Genomic DNA, 18738 nt, shown 5'->3' with positions numbered 1-18738 from the left:
TTTGTAATGGGACAGTATAGAATGAACAGGCTGGGAAACCAGCTTAGGGAAGAAATTGCCAATCTTATAATGCGCCACGAAGTAAAAGATCCGCGTGTGAATGAATTTCTTACAATTAACCGCGTGGAAGTTGTAAAAGATTTGTCATGTGCGAAAGTCTATGTTTCGTCTTTTTTGGATGATGCTTCTGTTGAGCGCGGAGTAAAAGGCTTGCAGAGCGCGGCTGGATTTATCCAGTCTACAATTGCAAAAAAAGTTTCAATCTATAGATTTCCAAAACTTACTTTTGTAGCAGATTTCAGCATGAAAGAAGGCTATAAAATGGTTCAAAAACTTAACGCGCTGGAAAATGAATCTAGGCAAATTGAAATCAGCCAGAATGAGCAAGATGCCAGAGAAGACCAAGAATAAAGTTTCCGGGGTTATGCTCTATGCAAAGACTCCGGGAATTACAAGTTTTTCTTCTCTTTGGAGCATAAAGCATGCCTTGAAAACTGAAAAAGTCGGGCATACGGGAACTTTGGATTCTTTTGCTGAAGGCTTGCTCGTTGTTTTGTCTGGAAATCTTACGCATCTTGTTCCTCATATAACTTCATTTACAAAAACTTATCAGGCTGTTGTCTGCTTCGGAAAAGAAACTGACACTCTTGATCCGACTGGCGATGTTATAAAAACTGGCGCGGCTGCTTCTAAAGAACAAATTGAATCTGCGCTGAAAAAATTTACTGGAGCAGTTCTTCAAGTGCCGCCTGTTTATTCTGCGCTTCATGTTGACGGAAAACGCGCAAGTGATCTTGTTCGCGGCGGAAACGAAATTCATCTTGAAAGCAGGCAAGTTTTTGTTTACAAAAATGAACTTCTTGATTTTAAAGAGCCTTCAGAAAATGACTCTTGTTCTTATGCGCTGCTTGAAATTGTCTGCTCAAAAGGAACTTACATCCGCGCGCTTGCAAGAGACATTGCCTCTAGTCTTGGAACTTGTGCCCATTTATGCGCTTTGAGGCGGACTAAAGTCGGACCGTTTGAATTAAAAGATGCGGCTTGCTTTGGAGAGCTAAAAGAGTTTTCAATAGAAAACGGAATTCAAAACGCTTTTTATTTTCAAAGGGAAAAAGAAAAAATTCATCTTCCGTTTGAACAAAAAATAAAAAAACGCCGTGAAGATTCAGTTGAAAAAATTCAGGACATTAGAAATCACTTTTTGCTTTTTTCTCAGAAACTGGCGTCTCTTTGCGGTTTCAGTTGCGATATTTTAAAGCCTGAATTTGAAAAGTCATATTTAAATGGACGTCCGCTTTCACAAAAAATGTTTGACATTGTAAACTGTGGAAATGTTGAAAATGAAATTGCTGTTTTTTATTCGTCTGGGGCTTTTGCCGGAATAATCTGCAAGAACAAAGACGCAAAACTTTCTTACGGTTTTGTTGTTCCGCCAGAAAAAAAAGAATTCAAAGTTTTTTCTTGGAATGAATTTTGCAGTTTGAATTTTCCAATTGAATGGAAATCAAAAGGCTGCGCTCTTACAATTGGAAGTTTTGAAGCTATTCATGCAGGTCATGTTGCGCTTATAAAAACTGCCGTTGCTCAAAAGAATTTTGTTTCAGGAATTATAACTTTTTCTTCGCAGATAAAAAATGACGGAACTGGTTCGATTTTTACTCTTGAGCAGCGTCTGGAATTTTTCAAGGAACTTGGACTTGACTTTGCGGTTGTGATTGATTTTACGCAGGATTTTTCAAAAATTGAAGGTGCTGATTTTATCGAAACTTTGATTTCAGTTTGCGGAATGAAATTTCTTGTTGAAGGAAGCGATTTTAAATGCGGTTACAAAGGCTTGCTTGATATGGAAGAACTTGAAAAAATTTCACAAGAAAAAAACTTCGAGCTTTGCAGACAAGATTATGTTTTTTTTGAAGATGAAAAAATCAGTTCAAGCCGCATAAAAAAAGAAATTCTTGCAGGAAATTTTATATGCGCGCAGAAAATGCTTTTGCGCCCGTTTGCTTTGGATGTCCGCGGAATTTCATTGAAAGAAAAATCAGCTGGAAATGAAAATTCAATTTTTGAATTCCGCAATGAAAAAAATCAGGTTTTGCCAAAGAATGGAATTTACAAAGTTGCAGCACTTGATTCTGACGGAAATATTTTTCACACAACTCTTGAAATTGAAAACGAAAATATTAAAATTGCGCTTGCGACATCTGGAATTGCAGAAAAAACAGTCGAAATAAAATTTTGCTGATTATCAGAAAAGTTTTCCGCTCGGCTTAACATTGACTTTTCTTTCTATATCAGTAAAATGTAAACAGTTCATTCCGTTGTGATTTTGCTTGGAATACAAAGCGCCACTTTTATTCCCTGTAAAAATCGAAGGACTGAAAATAATAAAATTTTTATTAGGAGTAAGAAATGGCACTTACAAAAGAAACAACAGCTTCAATCGTTTCAAAATTTGGAGCAAACGCAAGCGATACTGGAAATTCAAATGTTCAGATTGCTTTGATGACAGAGCGCATTAAAGAGCTTACAGCACACTGCAAAACTTTCCCAAAAGACACTTGCGCACAGCGTGGTCTTTTAAAAGTTGTTGGTGCTCGCCGCAAGCTTTTGAAATATCTTAAGCGCACAAATCTTGAAGGCTACCGCTCTCTTATAAAAGAGCTTGGAATCCGCAAGTAATTTGGCAAAAAAAAATGGATGATGACGGCAGCTGAATTCAAAAGTGAATTTACTGCCGTTGTTTTTTTAAGGTGGATTCGAACGAATTTCCCTTTGAATATTCTGATAAGAGTCAGTCCACCGATTATATGGATTTCTATGAAATGGGAATCGATGTAATCTGTGGATAATCAGAAGTTCATAAAAAGCTACATTTAGGAAACTTTTATGATACAAAGAGTAACCAGAAAAATTGGTGATCAGGAACTTATTCTTGAAACAGGGAAAATTGGAAAGCAGGCGAATGGCTGTGTTTATGCGCAGATTGGTGGAACTGCTGTGATTGCAACTGTCTGCGCTTCAAGTGAAGCAAAAGAAGGACTGGATTTTGTTCCTGTTACAGTTGAGTACAATGAAAAATTTTATGCTGCTGGAAAAATTCCTGGCGGATTTGTAAAGCGTGAAGGCCGTCCAAAGGACAAGGAAATTCTTGTAAGCCGTCTTATTGACCGTCCTATGCGTCCTCTTTTTGAAACATCTTTTGGCCGTGAAATTCAGATTGTTCCGACTTGCGTTTCTATTGACGGCGTAAATCCTCCTGACATTCTTGCAGTTCTTGCTTCGAGCGCGGCAGTTTCTATTTCTGACATTCCTTTCCATGGACCTGTTGCAGGCGTTCGCGTTGGATATTTGAATGGCGAGTACATTTTGAATCCGACCTATGAGCAGATGGAAAAAATTCAGCTTGAAATTGTTGTTGCCGGAACTAAAGACGGTTTTACAATGGTTGAAGGCGGCGCAAACGAAGTTTCAGAGGAGGTTATGCTTGGAGCTTTGGAAAAGGCGCAGGGATTTATTACCGATATGTGCTTGCTTCAGGAGGAACTTGTAAAACTTGCCGGAAAAGAAAAACTTCCGCTTTCACCGCTTGATGTTAAACTTGAAAACGCAGATGCAATCAAAGCCGAAGCTATTCCTCTTATGCAGGAAGCTTGTTTCCAGAAAGGAAAAATGGCGCGCGGAAATGCTGTAAAGGCTGTAAAAGCTAAGATTGCTGAAAAATATTCAGAGCAGCTTGAAGATGAAATTCAGGCGAAACTTTTTAATACTTTGTTTGATGACATTCAGTATGATTTGCTTCGCTCAAGCATTCTTGAAAAAGGACTTCGCATTGACGGACGCGGCACAGAAGATATTCGTCCTATCACTTGTGAAGTAAATGTTCTTCCTCGTCCTCACGGTTCTGCTTTGTTTACTCGTGGCGAAACTCAGTCTTTGGCTGTAACAACTTTGGGCACTGCAATGGACGAGCAGGTTTACGATGACATTGAAGGCGACAGAAGTGAAAACTTTATTCTTCATTATAATTTCCCTCCGTATTCAGTTGGTGAAGTTGGAAAGCTTACAACTGGCCGCCGTGAGATTGGACATGGAAATCTTGCGCGCCGTTCTTTAGCTCCAATGATTCCTTCAAGAAGTGAATTTCCTTATACAATCCGCGTTGTTTCTGAAATCATGGAATCTAACGGTTCTTCTTCTCAGGCTTCAACTTGCGGCGGATGTTTGTCTTTGCTTGCTGCTGGTGTTCCTATGAAGAAAATGGTTGCCGGAATTGCGATGGGACTTATCACAGACGGACCTCAGTACAAGAAATATGCAATTCTCTCTGATATTTTGGGAGAAGAAGACCATCTTGGCGACATGGACTTTAAAGTTGCAGGAACCCGTGATGGAATTACAGGATTCCAGATGGATATAAAAATTGCCGGTGTTTCAATGGATATTATGAGACGCGCTCTTGAGCAGGCAAAACGCGGACGCAATCACATTCTTGATATAATGGAAAAATGCATCAGCAAGCCTCAGCCAATCAGCCCTTACGCTCCAAAAATTGAAACAATGAAAATCGCTGTTGATAAAATCGGAGCTTTGATTGGACCAGGCGGAAAAAATGTAAAAGCACTTTGTCAGCAGTATAATGTTACAATCAATACTGAAGATGATGGAACTGTTACAATTTACGGAAAGTCTGGCGTTTCTACTGATGCTGCAAAAGCCGCTATAAAGGGAATCTGTGAAGATCCAGAGCCAGGTACAATTTATCAGGGAACTGTAAAACGTATTATGGACTTTGGCGCATTTATAGAAATTCTTCCGGGAAAAGAAGGCCTTTGCCATATTTCAAAACTTTCAAGAAATCGTGTTGAAAAAGTAAGCGATGTTCTCAAGGAAGGACAGGTTATTCCTGTAAAATTGCTTGAAGTTGACAAAATGGGGCGCTTGAATTTAAGCTATATTGATGCAATTGAAAACAAATAAGTTTATTTAAGTTTGATTGAATCCGTCTGTAAATTTGCAGGCGGATTTTTTTTGTCTTTGAAAAATTTCAATCTGATGCAAAACTTTTTGAAATTTGCTAAAATCATTTCATGCTCGCAAAAAAACAAAATCTTTTAAATAGCATAACGCTTATTACTCAGCCAGTTGCAAATTCAAAAGTTACAACGTTTGGCTTTTACTTTTCAGTTGGAAGCCGTTTTGAAAATGAAGGTGAGCATGGAATCAGCCATTTTACCGAGCACATGATTTTTAAAGGAACAAAAACAAAATCAAACCGGGACATATCTCTTATCTTTGACAGAATGGGCGGAATTTTCAATGCTTTTACCGAGCGCGAAAATGTAGGCGTTTACTGCACTGTTCCTTCTGAAAATTTTGAAAACTATAAAACTGCTTTGGAAACTCTTTGCGATTTGAGCTCAAATTGTACTTTTCCGCCTGAAGAAATGGAAAAAGAGCGCGGCGTTGTCCAAAGTGAAATTCTTGCTGTCTTGGATGATCCTGATGATTCTGCAATGGATGAAGTTGCCTCTTGTGTCTGGCCGAACCAAAAACTTAGCCTTGCAATAACAGGAACTTCTGATGACGTTGACTCGATTACGCGGGAGCAGATGGTTGACTGGTATAAAAAATATTTTACAGAGGGCGAGCTTGTTGTGATTGTTTGCGGAAAAATTTTTGAAGACATTCTTGTTGAAACTTTGCAGAAACTTCCACAGCACAAACCTTCTCAGGAATTTTTTAAGCATCTTCATTTTTCAGAGAAAGTTGTTTGGAATACAGAGAATCGGATTCTAAAAGCTAAATTTAATCAGACGCAAATTTTTTCTTTGTATCCGCTTTCCTCAAATCTTTCTTTTAAAGATTACATTTCACTTTTGATTTTTAATTCCGCCGCCGGAGAAACTATGAGCAGCCGCCTTTTTTCTTCGCTTCGTGAAAAATCCGGACTTTGCTATTCAGTTGGAAGTTTTTATACAACTTATGAAAATGCGGGACTTTGGTGTGCTTATGCTGTTTGTGAAAAAACAAAAGCAACGGAAGTCTACAAAAAACTTTCAGAAGAAATTTCAGGCTTTGTTGAAAATCAGATTTCGGATGAAGAAATTGAAATTTCAAAAGAGCGTTTGTGCGGTTCTGAAATTCTTGGGGAAACTAGAACTGCGTTTTTAATGCAACGGCTTTGGAATTTTTATTCAATGGGATTTCCGCTTTACGAAACTGAAGAAATTTTGAATAGTATACGTTCGACTGAAAAAAATGATATAATCAGTTTCATAAAAAATCTTTTAAATGAAGAAAAAAAATCTTCGCTTGTTTATGGACCTACGCTTTCTTCAAAACACAAAAAGGAAATATTATGTTGGAAAAAATAGATTTGAAAATTGTTGCACAAAAAAATGCTGTTATGCCAGCTTATAAAACAGAAGGTTCCGCTGGTGCTGATGTTTGTGCTTTGCTGGATGCGCCGATTGTTCTAAAAAAAGGCGAGCGTGCTTTGATTCCTACTGGATTGATTTTTGAAATTCCATCTGGCTATGAAATTCAGGTTCGTCCAAGAAGCGGACTTGCTTTAAAAAATGGCATTACTGTTTTAAATTCTCCTGGAACTATTGACAGCGATTATCGCGGCGAGCTTAAAATTATTCTTGCTAATTTTGGTCAAGATGATTTTACAGTGAACAGCGGAGATAGAATTGCCCAGATTGTAATTTCTCCAGTTACAACAGCGAATTTTATTCCAGTGGATTTCATTTCTGAAACTTTGCGTGGAGCTGGAGGCTTCGGAAGCACTGGTGTCTAATATTGATGTTGGCAAAAAAAGTTTTTGAATTTGTTTACAATGAAATAGACTCAACGATTGTTTTTGCTAGAAAACAGATTGCTTTTTGTTTTCTTTTTTTTAAACGAAAATTTAAAAAACTAAAGCGATTTGAATTGCAAAGAAAAATTTACACAGTTGGATTTTCGATTGGAAGAAAAATTAATTGTGTAAGAATGCAAGTTTTTTTCGCAAAGAAAATTTTCAAACTGAATTTTGTAAAGTCAAATATTTTAGTCCGTTACATTGCAAAGGAACTTTTGCTTTACTTTTTAATTTGCTTTGTTTTTTTCTTTGTCGTGTTTTTTGTAAATCAAATTCTTTTGCTTGCTGAAACTATTTTAAAAAAACGAGTTCCTGTAAATTCTGTTTTAAAACTGATTTTGTATTGCTTGCCAAATGTGATTTCACAGTCTGCGCCATTTGCGACTCTTGTTGGATTTTTAATGTGCCTTGGCAGACTTGTTACCGACAATGAAATTTTAATTTTTCGGGCAAGCGGCCAGCGTTACAGTTTGATTTTAAAATCTGTTTTGGCAATGGGACTTTTGATTTCAGTTTTTAGTTTTATTATGAATGACTATTTTCTTCCGATTGGAACTTTAAAATACAACCGGCTTTTCAAGCAGATTATTGTCTCAAATCCTGCGATCGAGCTTGAATCGAAATCTATAAAAAGAATGAATGATTCAACTTTGGTGATTGGAAATGTAAATAAAAATAATGTTTCTGATATTGTTTTGTTTGACTCAGAAAAAAACGGTGTTCAACGGATTATAATGGCTGAAAATTCCGACGTGAAAAAATCTTCAGCCCCGGGCGTAATTATGCAGCTTGATATGAACAGTCCTGTTGTCTTAAGTCTTGACAAATCAGAAGTGAAAAACTATGAGTCGATTTCAGCTGAAAAACTGAGACTGAATATTTTTGAAGATTCTATTATTTCTTCTAGCAATGGAACTTCGCCACGTGAAATGACATCATGGGATTTGATAAAAAGAATAAAAAAAATGAAGCAGGAAAATTCTTCAACAAAAAAAAGATTAAACACTTTTATACTTGAATGTAATAAAAAATTTTCTGTTCCTTTTGGATCATTTTTTTTCGCATTGCTTGCTTTTCCTCTTGCATTAATCTTCGGAAAAAAAGACGGGCAAACGCTTGGACTTATATTCGGAATAATACTTTCAGTTCTTTACTGGTCAGCAACAATAATCGGACAGATGTTTGGAATTCGCGGAGGATACAACGGATTTTGGATGATGTGGACTCCTAATTTTGTAATAGGAATTTTAGGAATCATTCTTTATATAAGGCTCAAGAAAAAATGAAACTTGTTTTTTACATGCTCAAACGTTTCTTTCCAGTTTTTATTGGCGCAGTTATGTTTTTTGTTCTTGTTCTTTGCCTAACAGATTTGTTTATGAATCTGTGGAATTATATTTCAAAAAATGTTTCCACGCACGATGTTGCTTTGATTCTTATTTATTATATTCCAAAAGCAGTCTGGTATGCTGTTCCGATTGCAATGCTTTTTGCGACCGCCTATATGCTTAGTGATTTTTATGCTCGGAATGAATTGCTTGCGGTTTTTGCATCTGGAATTTCACTTTTTAAATTTTCACTTCCATTGCTTGCTGTTGCTGTTGCAATGAGTTTTGCGCTTTTTGTTTTTGAGGATAATATTGTTGTTCCGACATTTTTCAAAAAAACGCAGCTGCAGGAATCGGTTTTGTCAAAGGAAAAATCTTTAAACAACAGCAAAATTGTAATTATGGCGGAAGGCGGAGATATAATCTACAAGGCGGATTTTTTCAATAATAAAGCGGAATCTCTTTCAAAACTTTATATTTTGTTTAGAACTGAAACCAAGAAGCCTGATGCAGTTATCTATGCTCAAAAAGCTTTTTGGAAAAATAATTCTTGGAAACTTGAAAATGCAGTGGAATATAAATTTCAAGATGGAAATTTTTTAGCTTGCGATTTGGAAAAAAGATTAGAGGAACGTCTTTTGGAACCGCCAGAAACTTTTAGAAATAATACAATTTCTGTTGAGCAGGTGAACACGAAAGAAGCAAGAGAATACATAGAGCATCTTGAGAAAGCAGGACTTCCGAGTGCAGAGGAAAAATCTGTTTATTACAAAAAATATTCGTTTCCTTTTGTTGTTTTTATTGTTGTTTTTTTAGCGATTGGACTTAGCGGAAAAACTCGTAAAAATGTTTTGCTTGTTAGCCTTGCAATGAGCATAACGGCGGTTGTTCTGTTTTATGTTCTTCAGATGATTACAATGCTTATGGCAAAGTTTCAAGCTATTCCGCCTTTGTTTGGAGCATGGAGTCCAGTTGTGCTTTTTATAATTATAAGCTGTGTTTTATTGAAATATGCTAAAACTTAAAAATTGAAAAATGAGGCAAAACATTATGATAAAAAATTTTTTTGAAATTCACCATGAAGATAAAAATTCTTGCGCTAGAACTGGAGTTGTTCACTTGGCGCACGGAGATGTTCAGACTCCGGTTTTTATGCCGGTTGGAACAAAGGGAACTGTAAAGGCTTTGACCAAAGATGATTTAGAAGAAATCGGCTTTGAAATTATTCTTGCGAACACATATCATCTTTATCTTCGTCCCGGTGCTGACATTGTTTCTGAAGCCGGCGGACTTCACGGATTTACAAAATGGAACAGAAATTTTCTTACAGATTCTGGTGGCTTTCAAGTGTGGTCTCTTTCAAATCTTAGGAAAATTGAAAATGAAGGAGTTGCCTTTAGAAGCACAATTGATGGAAGCAAGCATTTTTTTACTCCAGAAAATGTTGTTCAGACCCAAGTAAAGCTTAACAGCGATATTCAAATGCAGCTTGATGTTTGCTCTGGATATGGTGTTGAACGTCGCGAGGCTGAACGTGCCTTCCGCTTGTCTTCTGATTGGGCTATGCGTGCGATAAAAGAATGGAAAATTCATTCTGAAAATGGCTACAAAGGAATTTTATTTCCGATTGTCCAGGGAAATTTTTTTGATGACCTTAGAAAAGAAAGTGCGGAATTTGTGGATTCACTTGGAACTCCAGGTCTTGCGATTGGCGGATTAAGTGTTGGAGAGCCTGCTGGTGTTTTTGTTGAAAAATTAAAATACACAGTTCAGTTTCTTTCAAAAAGCAAGCCTAAGTATGTTATGGGAATTGGAACTCCTGAATATATTCTTGATGCGGTTTCAAATGGAATTGATATGTTTGACTGTGTTCAGCCTACGCGAATTGCCCGGCATGGACTTTATTTTCATCACAAAGGAATGCTTTCAATTAAGCAAAAAAGATTTGAACGTGATTTTTCCGCGCTTGATTCTGAATGCAATTGCAAAGTATGCAAAACTTATTCGCGTGCGTATTTGCGGCATATTTTCCGCGAACAGGAAATTCTTTCTTCTATGTTGGCAAGTTATCATAATCTTTATTTTTTGCACAATATGATTTTAGAAATTCGCTCTGCAATAGAAAATGATAAATTTGAAGAATACAAAAAAAAATTCTTGGATAATTTTCATTCAAATGAACTTTGATGCCGATAATTAAAACGACTTGTCCGGAGAAAAAATGAAGAGAAAATTTTTAATTGCTGCTGTTTCATTGATTTTTGCTTTTGCTTGGTCACAAGAATCTTCTGCGCCAGAAGTTATTGAAAATGTTTTGTCTGAATCTGAAAATTCTCAAACTCAAAGTTCTGCGCTAGATGAAACTGTTTCAGAAGAAACTTTGCAAAATTCAGCTCCAGAAATTCCGGATGCTTCTCTGCCTGAAAATGCAGCTTCAAAAATTCCAGATGAGAGAGAAACTGAAAATTACGATGCAATTTCTGGGAGTCAGCCTTCAGAAAGTATAAAATTCAAATATACAAGAGAAAAAATTCACCCGGCAGATGCCCGCCCGAAAAAGCATGACACTTCAAAAAATTATATTGACCGTTCCAAAAATTATGAAAAAAACTGCAATGACATTTTAAAATACGGACTTGAAGGTCAGATTACAGAGTTGATTGATGAACTTACAAAAAATCAAGACAATCGTTTTGTTGATGGAATTTATGATTTATTTCAAGAAACAAAAAGCGTTGCTGTAAAAGAAAAAATTCTTGAGTATTTCACAAAGTTAAAAGATCCATGTCTTGCTTCTTATGCGGTCGAAATCATAAACGATCCTTACGATGAAAAAAATTCAATTGTTGAAAAATGCTTTAAATATATTTCTGAAGCTGATATAAAAGATGCCAATCCAGGCCTTGTTGATTTGGTTGACAAAGAAGAGGACGCGTATTTTACTGGAGCACTTTCTGCGTTAGGTGAGACTGGCGGAAGAGAAGAGGCGCTTTTTCTTGCTGATTATCTTGACCGCGATGATTTGAATGTTTCTCAGCGACAAGCCCTGATGCGTGTTCTTGGAAGAATTAAGGCTGTTGAAACTTGGCAGAAAATTTCAGAAATTGCAAAAGACGAAAACGAAAATACTTTTGTTAGAATGTACGCTGCAGAAGCGATTGGCGCAATGGAAAAGCCTGAGTCGGAAGATATTCTTGTGGAGCTATTTGAATCGAATGACCCGAATCTTCGAACTTATGTTATAAAAGGAATTTCATATTTCAATGATAAAAAATCTTCAGATTTAATTACGCAGGCGTTGCGTGATTCTCAGTATAAAGTTAGGCTCGAAGCAGTTTCCGCAGTCGGAAAAAATAGAATTAACAATGCTGTTCCTTTTTTGATTTTTAGATGCAAAGATAAAGATGAGCAGAAGCAAGTAAAGGAAAAGTGCTATTCTGTGATTGCAGATTTAAATACTTCTGAGGGAAATGATTATTTAATAAGTGTTTTAAAAGACAAGAAAATTGGTGATGCTGCAAAAGCAAAAGTTTCTGCGGCATTGCTGGAGTATAATCATGCGGGAACAAAAGAAGTTATAGAGCTTGCCCGTTCAGCACTGAAAAGCGATATTCAGAAAAATTTGCGTTATGCATTGGGAAAAGAATTTGCAAAATATGATCGTTCTGAATTCGCCGATATTTGCGCGGAATATATTGCAAGCGATGATGTTGCAACTCAAGGCACTGGTCTTGATATTTGGGCAAAAGGAAGATACTCAAGTGTAAAAGCCGCCGTTGAAGAAATTGCAAAAGACGCAGAAGAGGAAGTTTTGCCAGAAGAAAAAGAAAAACCTAAAGGCTATCAGTTTGGCGCAAAAAAGAAAAATGCAAATGCAAAAAAAGCAAAACGAATTTTAGAGCAATCTTAAAAATTATTGAGTATTTTCTTTTATTATTTTTAAGATGAAGTATCCAAATTTTTCAGCTTTTATTTCTCCTATTCCGTAGCAGTTTGTAAGTTCTTTTATATTTGAAGGTTTCTTTTGTGCAATGTCAAAAAGTGTTTTATCTCCAAAAATAACATAAGGCGGAACATTTAATTCTTCCGCTGCCTTTTTTCTCCACACACGAAGTTTTTCTGGTAAAATTTTTTCATTGTTTTCTAAAGTGTCAGAAACAAAAAGTTCACCCATAGGTTTTTTTGAAGGCTTTGGAAAACTTTGAATTTTTTTATGTAGAATTGCACGAGGTCGATTATAATTTATTTTTTTTGATGCGCATATATCACAGCAATTTTCTAAAGAAACACAGTCTTGTCTTGAATCGGAATAGCTTTCCCCAAAGTAAGATAAAAGAGCTTGCCGTCTGCAAACAGAATTTTCGCAGTAGTTTATCATTCCTTGCAAAAGATTTTCTGATTTAGCAGAATCAAAGTTATCCTTGAAAAAATATCTGATTTTGTGAATATCTCCTGCGCTGTATAAAAGCAAAGCTTCGGATTTTAATCCATCTCGTCCAGCCCGTCCGATTTCCTGATAATATTGCTCTACTGATTTTGGCATATCAAAGTGAATTACAAAACGAACGTCAGGTTTATTAATTCCCATTCCAAAAGCAACCGTGGCAACCATAATGTCGGCTTTGTCTGAAATAAAAGCCTGCTGATTTTTTGCTCTTTGCGCATCGTCAAGCCCTGCATGATAGCTCAATGCTTTTATTCCATTTATATGCAATTCTTGTGCAACTAAATCAACTTGTTTTCTTGAAAAGCAATAAATTATTCCGCTTTGATTTGGATGATTTTCTATGAAATTTAAAACTTGTTCTATTGGCTTGTCTTTTTTTATTACTTGAAGAAAAAGATTTGGTCTGTTGAAACTTGCCATAAATATTTCAGGATTTTCCATCCGAAGATTTTTTATAATGTCAACTTGAACTTGTTTTGTTGCAGTCGCTGTGAGCGCAAGAAAAACTGATTTTGGAAACTGATTTCTTATATGAGTTATTTCCATGTAGTCCGGACGGAAATCGTGTCCCCATTCGCTTATGCAGTGAGCCTCGTCAATTGCAATGCAGTCAACAGAACTTTTTGATTCTTGAAGCAGTCTTATCATTCTGCCTGAATTCAATCCTTCCGGCGAAACATAAAGAAGCTTGATTTTTCCTGACAAAATTTTTTCGCAGCATTTTTGGTAATAGTTTCTTTCAAGAGACGAATTTAAACAGACAGCAGAAATTCCATAGGATTCAAGTTGCGCTACTTGATCTTGCATTAAAGCAATTAATGGCGAAACAACGACTGTGATTCCTGGAAGAATTAGGGCTGGAATTTCATAGCATAAAGATTTTCCGCCTCCAGTTGGCATGATTGCAAGTGTGTCGCGTCCGTCCAAAACATTTTGAATTATTTTTCTTTGCATCGGTCTAAATGATTCATAGCCAAAAACTGATTTTAAAATATCTTCTGGTGTTCTGTCGAATAATGTGTAATTCATAGATGGTTCCTGAAAAAATAATGAGTTTTGCAATGCGAATTGAAATGAAATGTTTTTTATAGATTCATACAAATGATTATACAAGAATGATTCCAAAAATAAAACCTCCATTTTTTTTCTGCCTGAGAGAGTTGCAAAACCTAGATTAGTTTTAAAACTTCCTCTTGATTTTATTTTTATTTTTTGATATATTAACTATTACTTGCCGGCTTGGTGGAATGGTAGACACGAAAGACTCAAAATCTTTTGCGCGCGAGCGTGTCAGAGTTCAAGTCTCTGAGCCGGTATTTTTAGGCCGAATTCTTTTCGGTCTTTTTTTTTATGTCAAAAGATTCATTGCACCTGCTGGCTTTTTAAATTTTACAGCTTCTTCCATTGAATTTTTCCCGATTATATTTTCTTCTTTCATATCTGAAATTGTCCTTGCAATTTTTATGCAGCTCGAAACAGATCTTGGTGAAAACTCATGAGCTTCAGTTGCTTCATCTAAAATTTTTTTTGCATCTGAATCCATTTGGCAAAACTCTTTTATTTCCGATGGAGAAAGCCTTGAATTTCTTTTTCCACGTTTGCGCTGAGTTTTTATTGCAGAAGCGATTTCTTTGCGTAGTTCTGATGTTGAAATGCCTTGTGCTGAATTTGAGCTTTCTATTGAAACTTTTTCAACTTGAATGCTTAAGTCGATTCTGTCTAAAAGCGGCGCTGAAATTTTTTTCCAGTATTGCTCAACTGATCTGGCAGAGCATAGGCAAAGTTTTTCTTTTGAACCGTAATTTCCGCATGGGCACGGATTCATTGACATTAAAAGTTGAAAATTTGATGGGAAAATTGTGGAGCGTCCGGCTCTGCTTAAAGTTATGCTTCCTGTTTCAAGAGGGACTCTTAAAATCTGAAGGACTGATGTTCTAAATTCCGCGGCTTCGTCTAAAAAAAGAGTTCCATTATGCGCAAGTGAAATTTCGCCTGGGCTGCAATGAATTCCTCCTCCGCACATTCCTTCTATTGTAGATGTCTGGTGAGGTTGCCTGAACGGAGCTTTTTTTATTATTCTTGTTCCGGCTTGAAGAATTCCTGCAATCGAATAAATCCGAGTTACACTTTGACTTTCTTCTTTTGTAAGCAACGGAACTAGCGCAGGAAATCTTTGCAATGAAAGTGTTTTGCCACAGCCCGGAGGTCCGAACGCAAGCAGATTGTGTTTTCCAGCCGCTGCAATTTGCAAGCCTCTTACAAGTTCGTGTTGTCCACAAATTTCTTTAAACTCAAATTCTTCTGGCGGAAAAAGAATTCCATTTATTTCAACAGCGTCTTTTATTGTGCTTCCATTTTTCTCTTCAATATGCGAACTTTTGTAATCAGAAAATGATTCAGGATTTTTTAAGGCGTTAAAAGCTTCTGTTAAATTTTCTGCGCCAAAAATTTTCATTGTGCGGATTTCTTTTGCTTCTTCTGCATTTGCAGCAGGAACAATGCAGTATCTTATTCCGCTTGCATAAGCTGTTGCCGCCGCCGCATGGATTGCTTTCACTGGCCGTATGTTTCCATTTAATTCAAGTTCGCCAATCACAAGAATTGGTTCTGTTTGAAATGCTGAGTTTTCATTTTCAGATTCTTCTTTTGCTGACAAAACTGCAAGAGCAATTGCAAGGTCAAAACCGGCTCCCTCTTTTTTCAAGTCAGCAGGAGAAAGGCTTATAAGAACTCGTTCAGGCGGAAATAAAAGTCCGGAATTTATAATTGCACTTTTCATTCTTTCCCGCGATTCTTTTACTGCATTGTCTGCAAGTCCGACTATATCAACAGCAGGAATTCCGCGGCGTAAATCAACTTCAACTGTAACAAGATTTCCTTCGTATCCAAAAGGTGAAAAACAAAAAATTCTCATATTTACTCCAAATAAAAAATTTAAGAATTAAAAACTTTATTATGGAAAAAATAAAAAAAATGCCGCAAAGTAAAAAAATTTGATAGAATATTTTTCTATGGAAATTACAGTTTTGTGCAGAGTCGTTGATAATTTTGGCGACATCGGAGTTGTTTTTCGTTTGTGCCGCGCTCTTTCTGAGTTGAAAAAAAATCTTGAAATTCGCCTTGTTGTAAGTAACCTTGATTCCTTTGCAAAAATTTCAAATGGCATAGATTCGGCAAAGTCGTTCCAGGAATTCTGCGGATGGAAAATTTTTGACTGGAACGACAATGAACTTTGCAAAAAAGAATTTTCAAGAAATCCGCCGGAATTTATTTTGGAATGTTTTCAGTGCGGACGCCCGGAATGGCTTGAAGAAATTTTATTTTTTCCGCAGTTTAATTTGAATGTTCAGATTGTGAACATTGAATATTTGACAGCTGAATCTTGGGCTGATGATTTTCATCTATTAAAAAGCGGCACGCGTTCTGCAAAAATTAAAAAAATAAATTTCATGCCTGGCTTTACAAAAAAAACTGGCGGCTTGATTCTGGATAAAAATTTTATGTGCTGTCTTTCTGAAAAAAAATATGCCTTGAATCTTGCAAAACAAAATCTTGATAAAAAAATTCTTTCAGAAGATTTTTCTGCTTCATTTAAAATTTTTGTTTTTTCCTATCCAAAGAATTTTGATTTTTTGGCTTCTGCGATAAAAGAATTTTCTCTTTTAAAAAAAGTTCTTGTTTTTATTGCGCCTGGAGCTGGATCTGATTCGGCAAAAAATTCCTTTGAAAAATTTAGCGTTGATTTTATTTTGCTTCCGTTTATGCAACAGGAAGTTTGGGATGCTTTTTTGTCGCTTATGGATTTTTCCTTTGTGCGCGGAGAGGATTCGTTTAGCCGTTGCTGTCTTTTGGGAAATCCGTTTGTATGGAATATTTATCCGCAGGAAGATGAATTTCACATTGTAAAGTTGAATGCGTTTTTGAAAAGAATAAAAATTCCGCAGATTGAAAAATTTTCTTTTTTGTACAATCGAAATTTTAAAGCCAGTTGCTGTCCGGAAGCTTTGGAAATTCTTGAAGAAAAAAAACTTCCGTCTGAAATTGAAGAAATAAATTTGGAAATGAAAAATGAAATTCTTTCTTTGTTGAAAAATTCAGAAAAATTGAAACTGGAATTTAAAAAGTTTTCCAATGAAATTTTAAAGAACGGAAATCTTGCGGAAAATCTTTTGAGCTTTCTTGAAGCAAAAATTCCGCGCTGAAGTAAATTTATTTTGCCTGCATTTTGAAATGTTGCAATTTTATTTCAGTTCATATATAATCGAGTAGCAAGTTTATAATCAAGGAAGTTTATTATGTTATCAACAAACGAAATTAAAGTTGGAACAGCTTTTATGTTTGAAGGCTCTCCTTTTATTGTTCAGAAAATGCTTGGCCAGAAAGCTGGACGCCAGGGAATTACAGTAAAGCTTCGTGTAAAAAATATTGTTACAGGCGGAACTCAGGATTTGGGTCTTGACGCTGGTGAAAAATTTGACGATGTTGACCTTGTAGAAAAAAATGTAAAGCTTTCTTATATCGACGGTGATGATTTTCACTTTATGGATCAGGAAACTTACGAAGATGTTATGCTTTCAAAGGAAGACCTTGGAGACAACGCTGGATACATTTCTCCGGATGATGACTACGATGTTACAATCACATATTATGAAGGAAAACCAGTTGGCGTAAAACTTCCTATCAATGTTGTCCGTGTAATCACATATTGCGAGCCAGGAATTAAGGGAGATACTTCTGGAAAATCTTTGAAGCCTGCAACTCTTGATACAGGAATGGAAGTAAGAGTTCCTTTGTTCTGCAACACGGATGATAAAATTGTAATCGACACAAGAGACGGTTCATTTGTAGAAAGAGCAAAAGACAAATAAAATTTATGTTTCCAAAGGATTGTTTTTCTTTCCTTTGGAATACCATGACCCCCTAGCTCACTATGGATAGAGCGACAGCCTCCTAAGCTGTAGGTAGCGAGTTCGAACCCCGCGAGGGTCAAAGTTGTTTTTTTTTAGATTCAAGGCAGTTTTACGCTGCCTTTTTTATTTTTAAATATTGCTTTTGCCTAAATTTAATTGATAAGAAAAAATTATAGATTTTGCAAGATTGATATGAACTTCTTTTTACATCGTCTATTGAAAATCATCAGAAAAAAAAGTATATTTATTCTATATGGAATCAGAAGGCTTCAAGCTATTTCAATTCTGACTCTAAGCATAGGAGTAATCGAATGACAGTTAATGACATCAAGCATGCCAAAATCAAGGCATGGATTGAAGAATGTGTTAAGATGTGTGAGCCGGACAATGTTGTTGTTTGCGATGGTTCTACAGCCGAATATGACCGCCTTATGAAAAAATGCGTTGATGCAGGCCTTGCAACTCCGCTTACAAAAAAGCCAAACAGCTTCCTTTTCCGTTCGCTTCCTAGTGATGTCGCACGTGTTGAGTCACGCACATTCATTTCTTCTGTAAAGGAAGAGGATGCAGGTCCTACAAACCACTGGATTGATCCTAAAGAGCTCAAGGCTACAATGAAAGGTCTTTACACAGGATGTATGCACGGAAGAACAATGTATGTTATTCCGTTCTGCATGGGACCTCTTGGCTCACCGATTGCAAAATACGGAATCGAACTTACGGATTCTGAATACGTTGTTCTTAATATGGACATCATGACACGCGCCGGCGAGAAAGTTTGGGAATACTTCGGCACAGACGGAGACTTTGTTCCATGTCTTCACTCAGTCGGAAAACCGCTCAACAACGGCGAAAAAGACAACGGTGTTTGGCCTTGCGCAGATGTTGAACACAAATACATCAGCCAGTTCCCAGAAGAACGCCTTATCTGGTCTTACGGTTCTGGATACGGTGGAAACGCTCTTCTTGGAAAGAAATGTTTCGCACTCCGTATTGCAACTGTAATCGCACGCGAAGAAGGCTGGCTTGCTGAACACATGCTTATCCTAAAACTTACAAACCCACAGGGCGAAGTTAAATACGTTACTGGCGCATTCCCATCTGCTTGTGGAAAAACAAACCTCGCAATGCTTATTCCTACAATCCCGGGCTGGAAAGTTGAGACAGTCGGCGATGACATCGCTTGGA

At 36.6% G+C, this 18738-nt stretch carries 15 protein-coding genes and 2 tRNA genes; 15 read left to right on the top strand and 2 right to left on the bottom strand.

Annotation, left to right across the window (positions count from 1 at the left end; translation table 11 throughout):
* The first annotated feature begins 6 nt into the window (after nucleotides 1–6).
* From rbfA to B4C08_RS05540, 10 genes are all read left to right on the top strand, one after another.
* Entirely contained in the window at nucleotides 7–411 is a 405-nt protein-coding gene (rbfA, locus tag B4C08_RS05585) for a 30S ribosome-binding factor RbfA (RefSeq protein WP_296663836.1), read from the top strand.
* Complete coding sequence (gene truB / locus B4C08_RS05580) at nucleotides 389–2242, top strand: tRNA pseudouridine(55) synthase TruB (RefSeq protein WP_296663834.1); 1854 nt, start codon at nucleotides 389–391, stop codon at nucleotides 2240–2242. Before rbfA ends, truB begins: the two co-directional genes overlap by 23 nt.
* Before the next feature lie 167 nt (nucleotides 2243–2409).
* Entirely contained in the window at nucleotides 2410–2679 is a 270-nt protein-coding gene (rpsO, locus tag B4C08_RS05575) for a 30S ribosomal protein S15 (protein WP_013702212.1), read from the top strand.
* Nucleotides 2680–2886: 207 nt separating this feature from the next.
* The gene (gene pnp / locus B4C08_RS05570) at nucleotides 2887–4977 is read left to right on the top strand and encodes a polyribonucleotide nucleotidyltransferase (protein ID WP_295795592.1); all 2091 of its coding nucleotides are present in this window, start codon (nucleotides 2887–2889) and stop codon (nucleotides 4975–4977) included.
* 110 nt (nucleotides 4978–5087) lie between these two features.
* On the top strand, nucleotides 5088–6374 hold the full coding sequence (locus B4C08_RS05565; protein ID WP_296663832.1) for a M16 family metallopeptidase: 1287 nt from the start codon (nucleotides 5088–5090) through the stop codon (nucleotides 6372–6374).
* Nucleotides 6359–6802 (top strand): dUTP diphosphatase, encoded by a 444-nt coding sequence (gene dut, locus B4C08_RS05560; RefSeq protein WP_296663830.1) that lies wholly within the window; start codon nucleotides 6359–6361, stop codon nucleotides 6800–6802. The genes B4C08_RS05565 and dut overlap by 16 nt, the downstream gene beginning before the upstream one ends.
* Before the next feature lie 194 nt (nucleotides 6803–6996).
* Nucleotides 6997–8151 (top strand): LptF/LptG family permease, encoded by a 1155-nt coding sequence (locus B4C08_RS05555; RefSeq protein ID WP_296663828.1) that lies wholly within the window; start codon nucleotides 6997–6999, stop codon nucleotides 8149–8151.
* On the top strand, nucleotides 8148–9218 hold the full coding sequence (locus B4C08_RS05550; protein WP_296663826.1) for an LptF/LptG family permease: 1071 nt from the start codon (nucleotides 8148–8150) through the stop codon (nucleotides 9216–9218). The genes B4C08_RS05555 and B4C08_RS05550 overlap by 4 nt, the downstream gene beginning before the upstream one ends.
* 25 nt (nucleotides 9219–9243) lie before the next feature.
* Nucleotides 9244–10380, top strand: a complete 1137-nt coding sequence (gene tgt / locus B4C08_RS05545) for a tRNA guanosine(34) transglycosylase Tgt (RefSeq protein ID WP_296663825.1) — start codon at nucleotides 9244–9246, stop codon at nucleotides 10378–10380.
* 34 nt (nucleotides 10381–10414) lie between these two features.
* Complete coding sequence (locus tag B4C08_RS05540; RefSeq protein WP_296663823.1) at nucleotides 10415–12103, top strand: HEAT repeat domain-containing protein; 1689 nt, start codon at nucleotides 10415–10417, stop codon at nucleotides 12101–12103.
* 3 nt (nucleotides 12104–12106) lie between these two features.
* Here the strand turns inward: B4C08_RS05540 and B4C08_RS05535 are convergent, their stop codons facing one another.
* Nucleotides 12107–13669: a RecQ family ATP-dependent DNA helicase gene (locus B4C08_RS05535; protein WP_296663821.1), complete on the bottom strand. Its 1563-nt coding sequence runs from the start codon at nucleotides 13667–13669 to the stop codon at nucleotides 12107–12109.
* 204 nt (nucleotides 13670–13873) lie between these two features.
* Between B4C08_RS05535 and B4C08_RS05530 the strand changes: the two genes are divergently transcribed.
* Nucleotides 13874–13956 (top strand) — tRNA-Leu (locus tag B4C08_RS05530).
* A 32-nt stretch (nucleotides 13957–13988) separates the two neighbouring features.
* On the opposite strand, the gene B4C08_RS05525 is transcribed toward B4C08_RS05530, so the two are convergent.
* Nucleotides 13989–15554, bottom strand: coding sequence for a YifB family Mg chelatase-like AAA ATPase (locus tag B4C08_RS05525; RefSeq protein ID WP_296663820.1), 1566 nt, complete (start codon nucleotides 15552–15554; stop codon nucleotides 13989–13991).
* 97 nt (nucleotides 15555–15651) lie between these two features.
* Between B4C08_RS05525 and earP the strand changes: the two genes are divergently transcribed.
* The 4 genes from earP to B4C08_RS05505 form a co-directional block, all read left to right on the top strand.
* Nucleotides 15652–16842, top strand: a complete 1191-nt coding sequence (gene earP / locus B4C08_RS05520; protein WP_296663818.1) for an elongation factor P maturation arginine rhamnosyltransferase EarP — start codon at nucleotides 15652–15654, stop codon at nucleotides 16840–16842.
* Nucleotides 16843–16935: 93 nt separating this feature from the next.
* A complete protein-coding gene (efp, locus tag B4C08_RS05515) occupies nucleotides 16936–17508 on the top strand; it encodes an elongation factor P (RefSeq protein WP_273465922.1) in 573 nt (190 codons plus the stop codon).
* 46 nt (nucleotides 17509–17554) lie between these two features.
* Nucleotides 17555–17629, top strand: a tRNA-Arg gene (locus tag B4C08_RS05510).
* A gap of 232 nt (nucleotides 17630–17861) precedes the next feature.
* Nucleotides 17862–18738, top strand: an 877-nt coding sequence (locus tag B4C08_RS05505; RefSeq protein ID WP_296663816.1) for a phosphoenolpyruvate carboxykinase domain-containing protein, incomplete at its 3' end; no start/stop codon positions are given.

It is taken from the genome of Treponema sp. UBA753 (genome assembly GCF_002297325.1).
Classification (GTDB): domain Bacteria; phylum Spirochaetota; class Spirochaetia; order Treponematales; family Treponemataceae; genus Treponema_D.
This window is presented reverse-complemented; position numbering and strand designations above follow the sequence as displayed.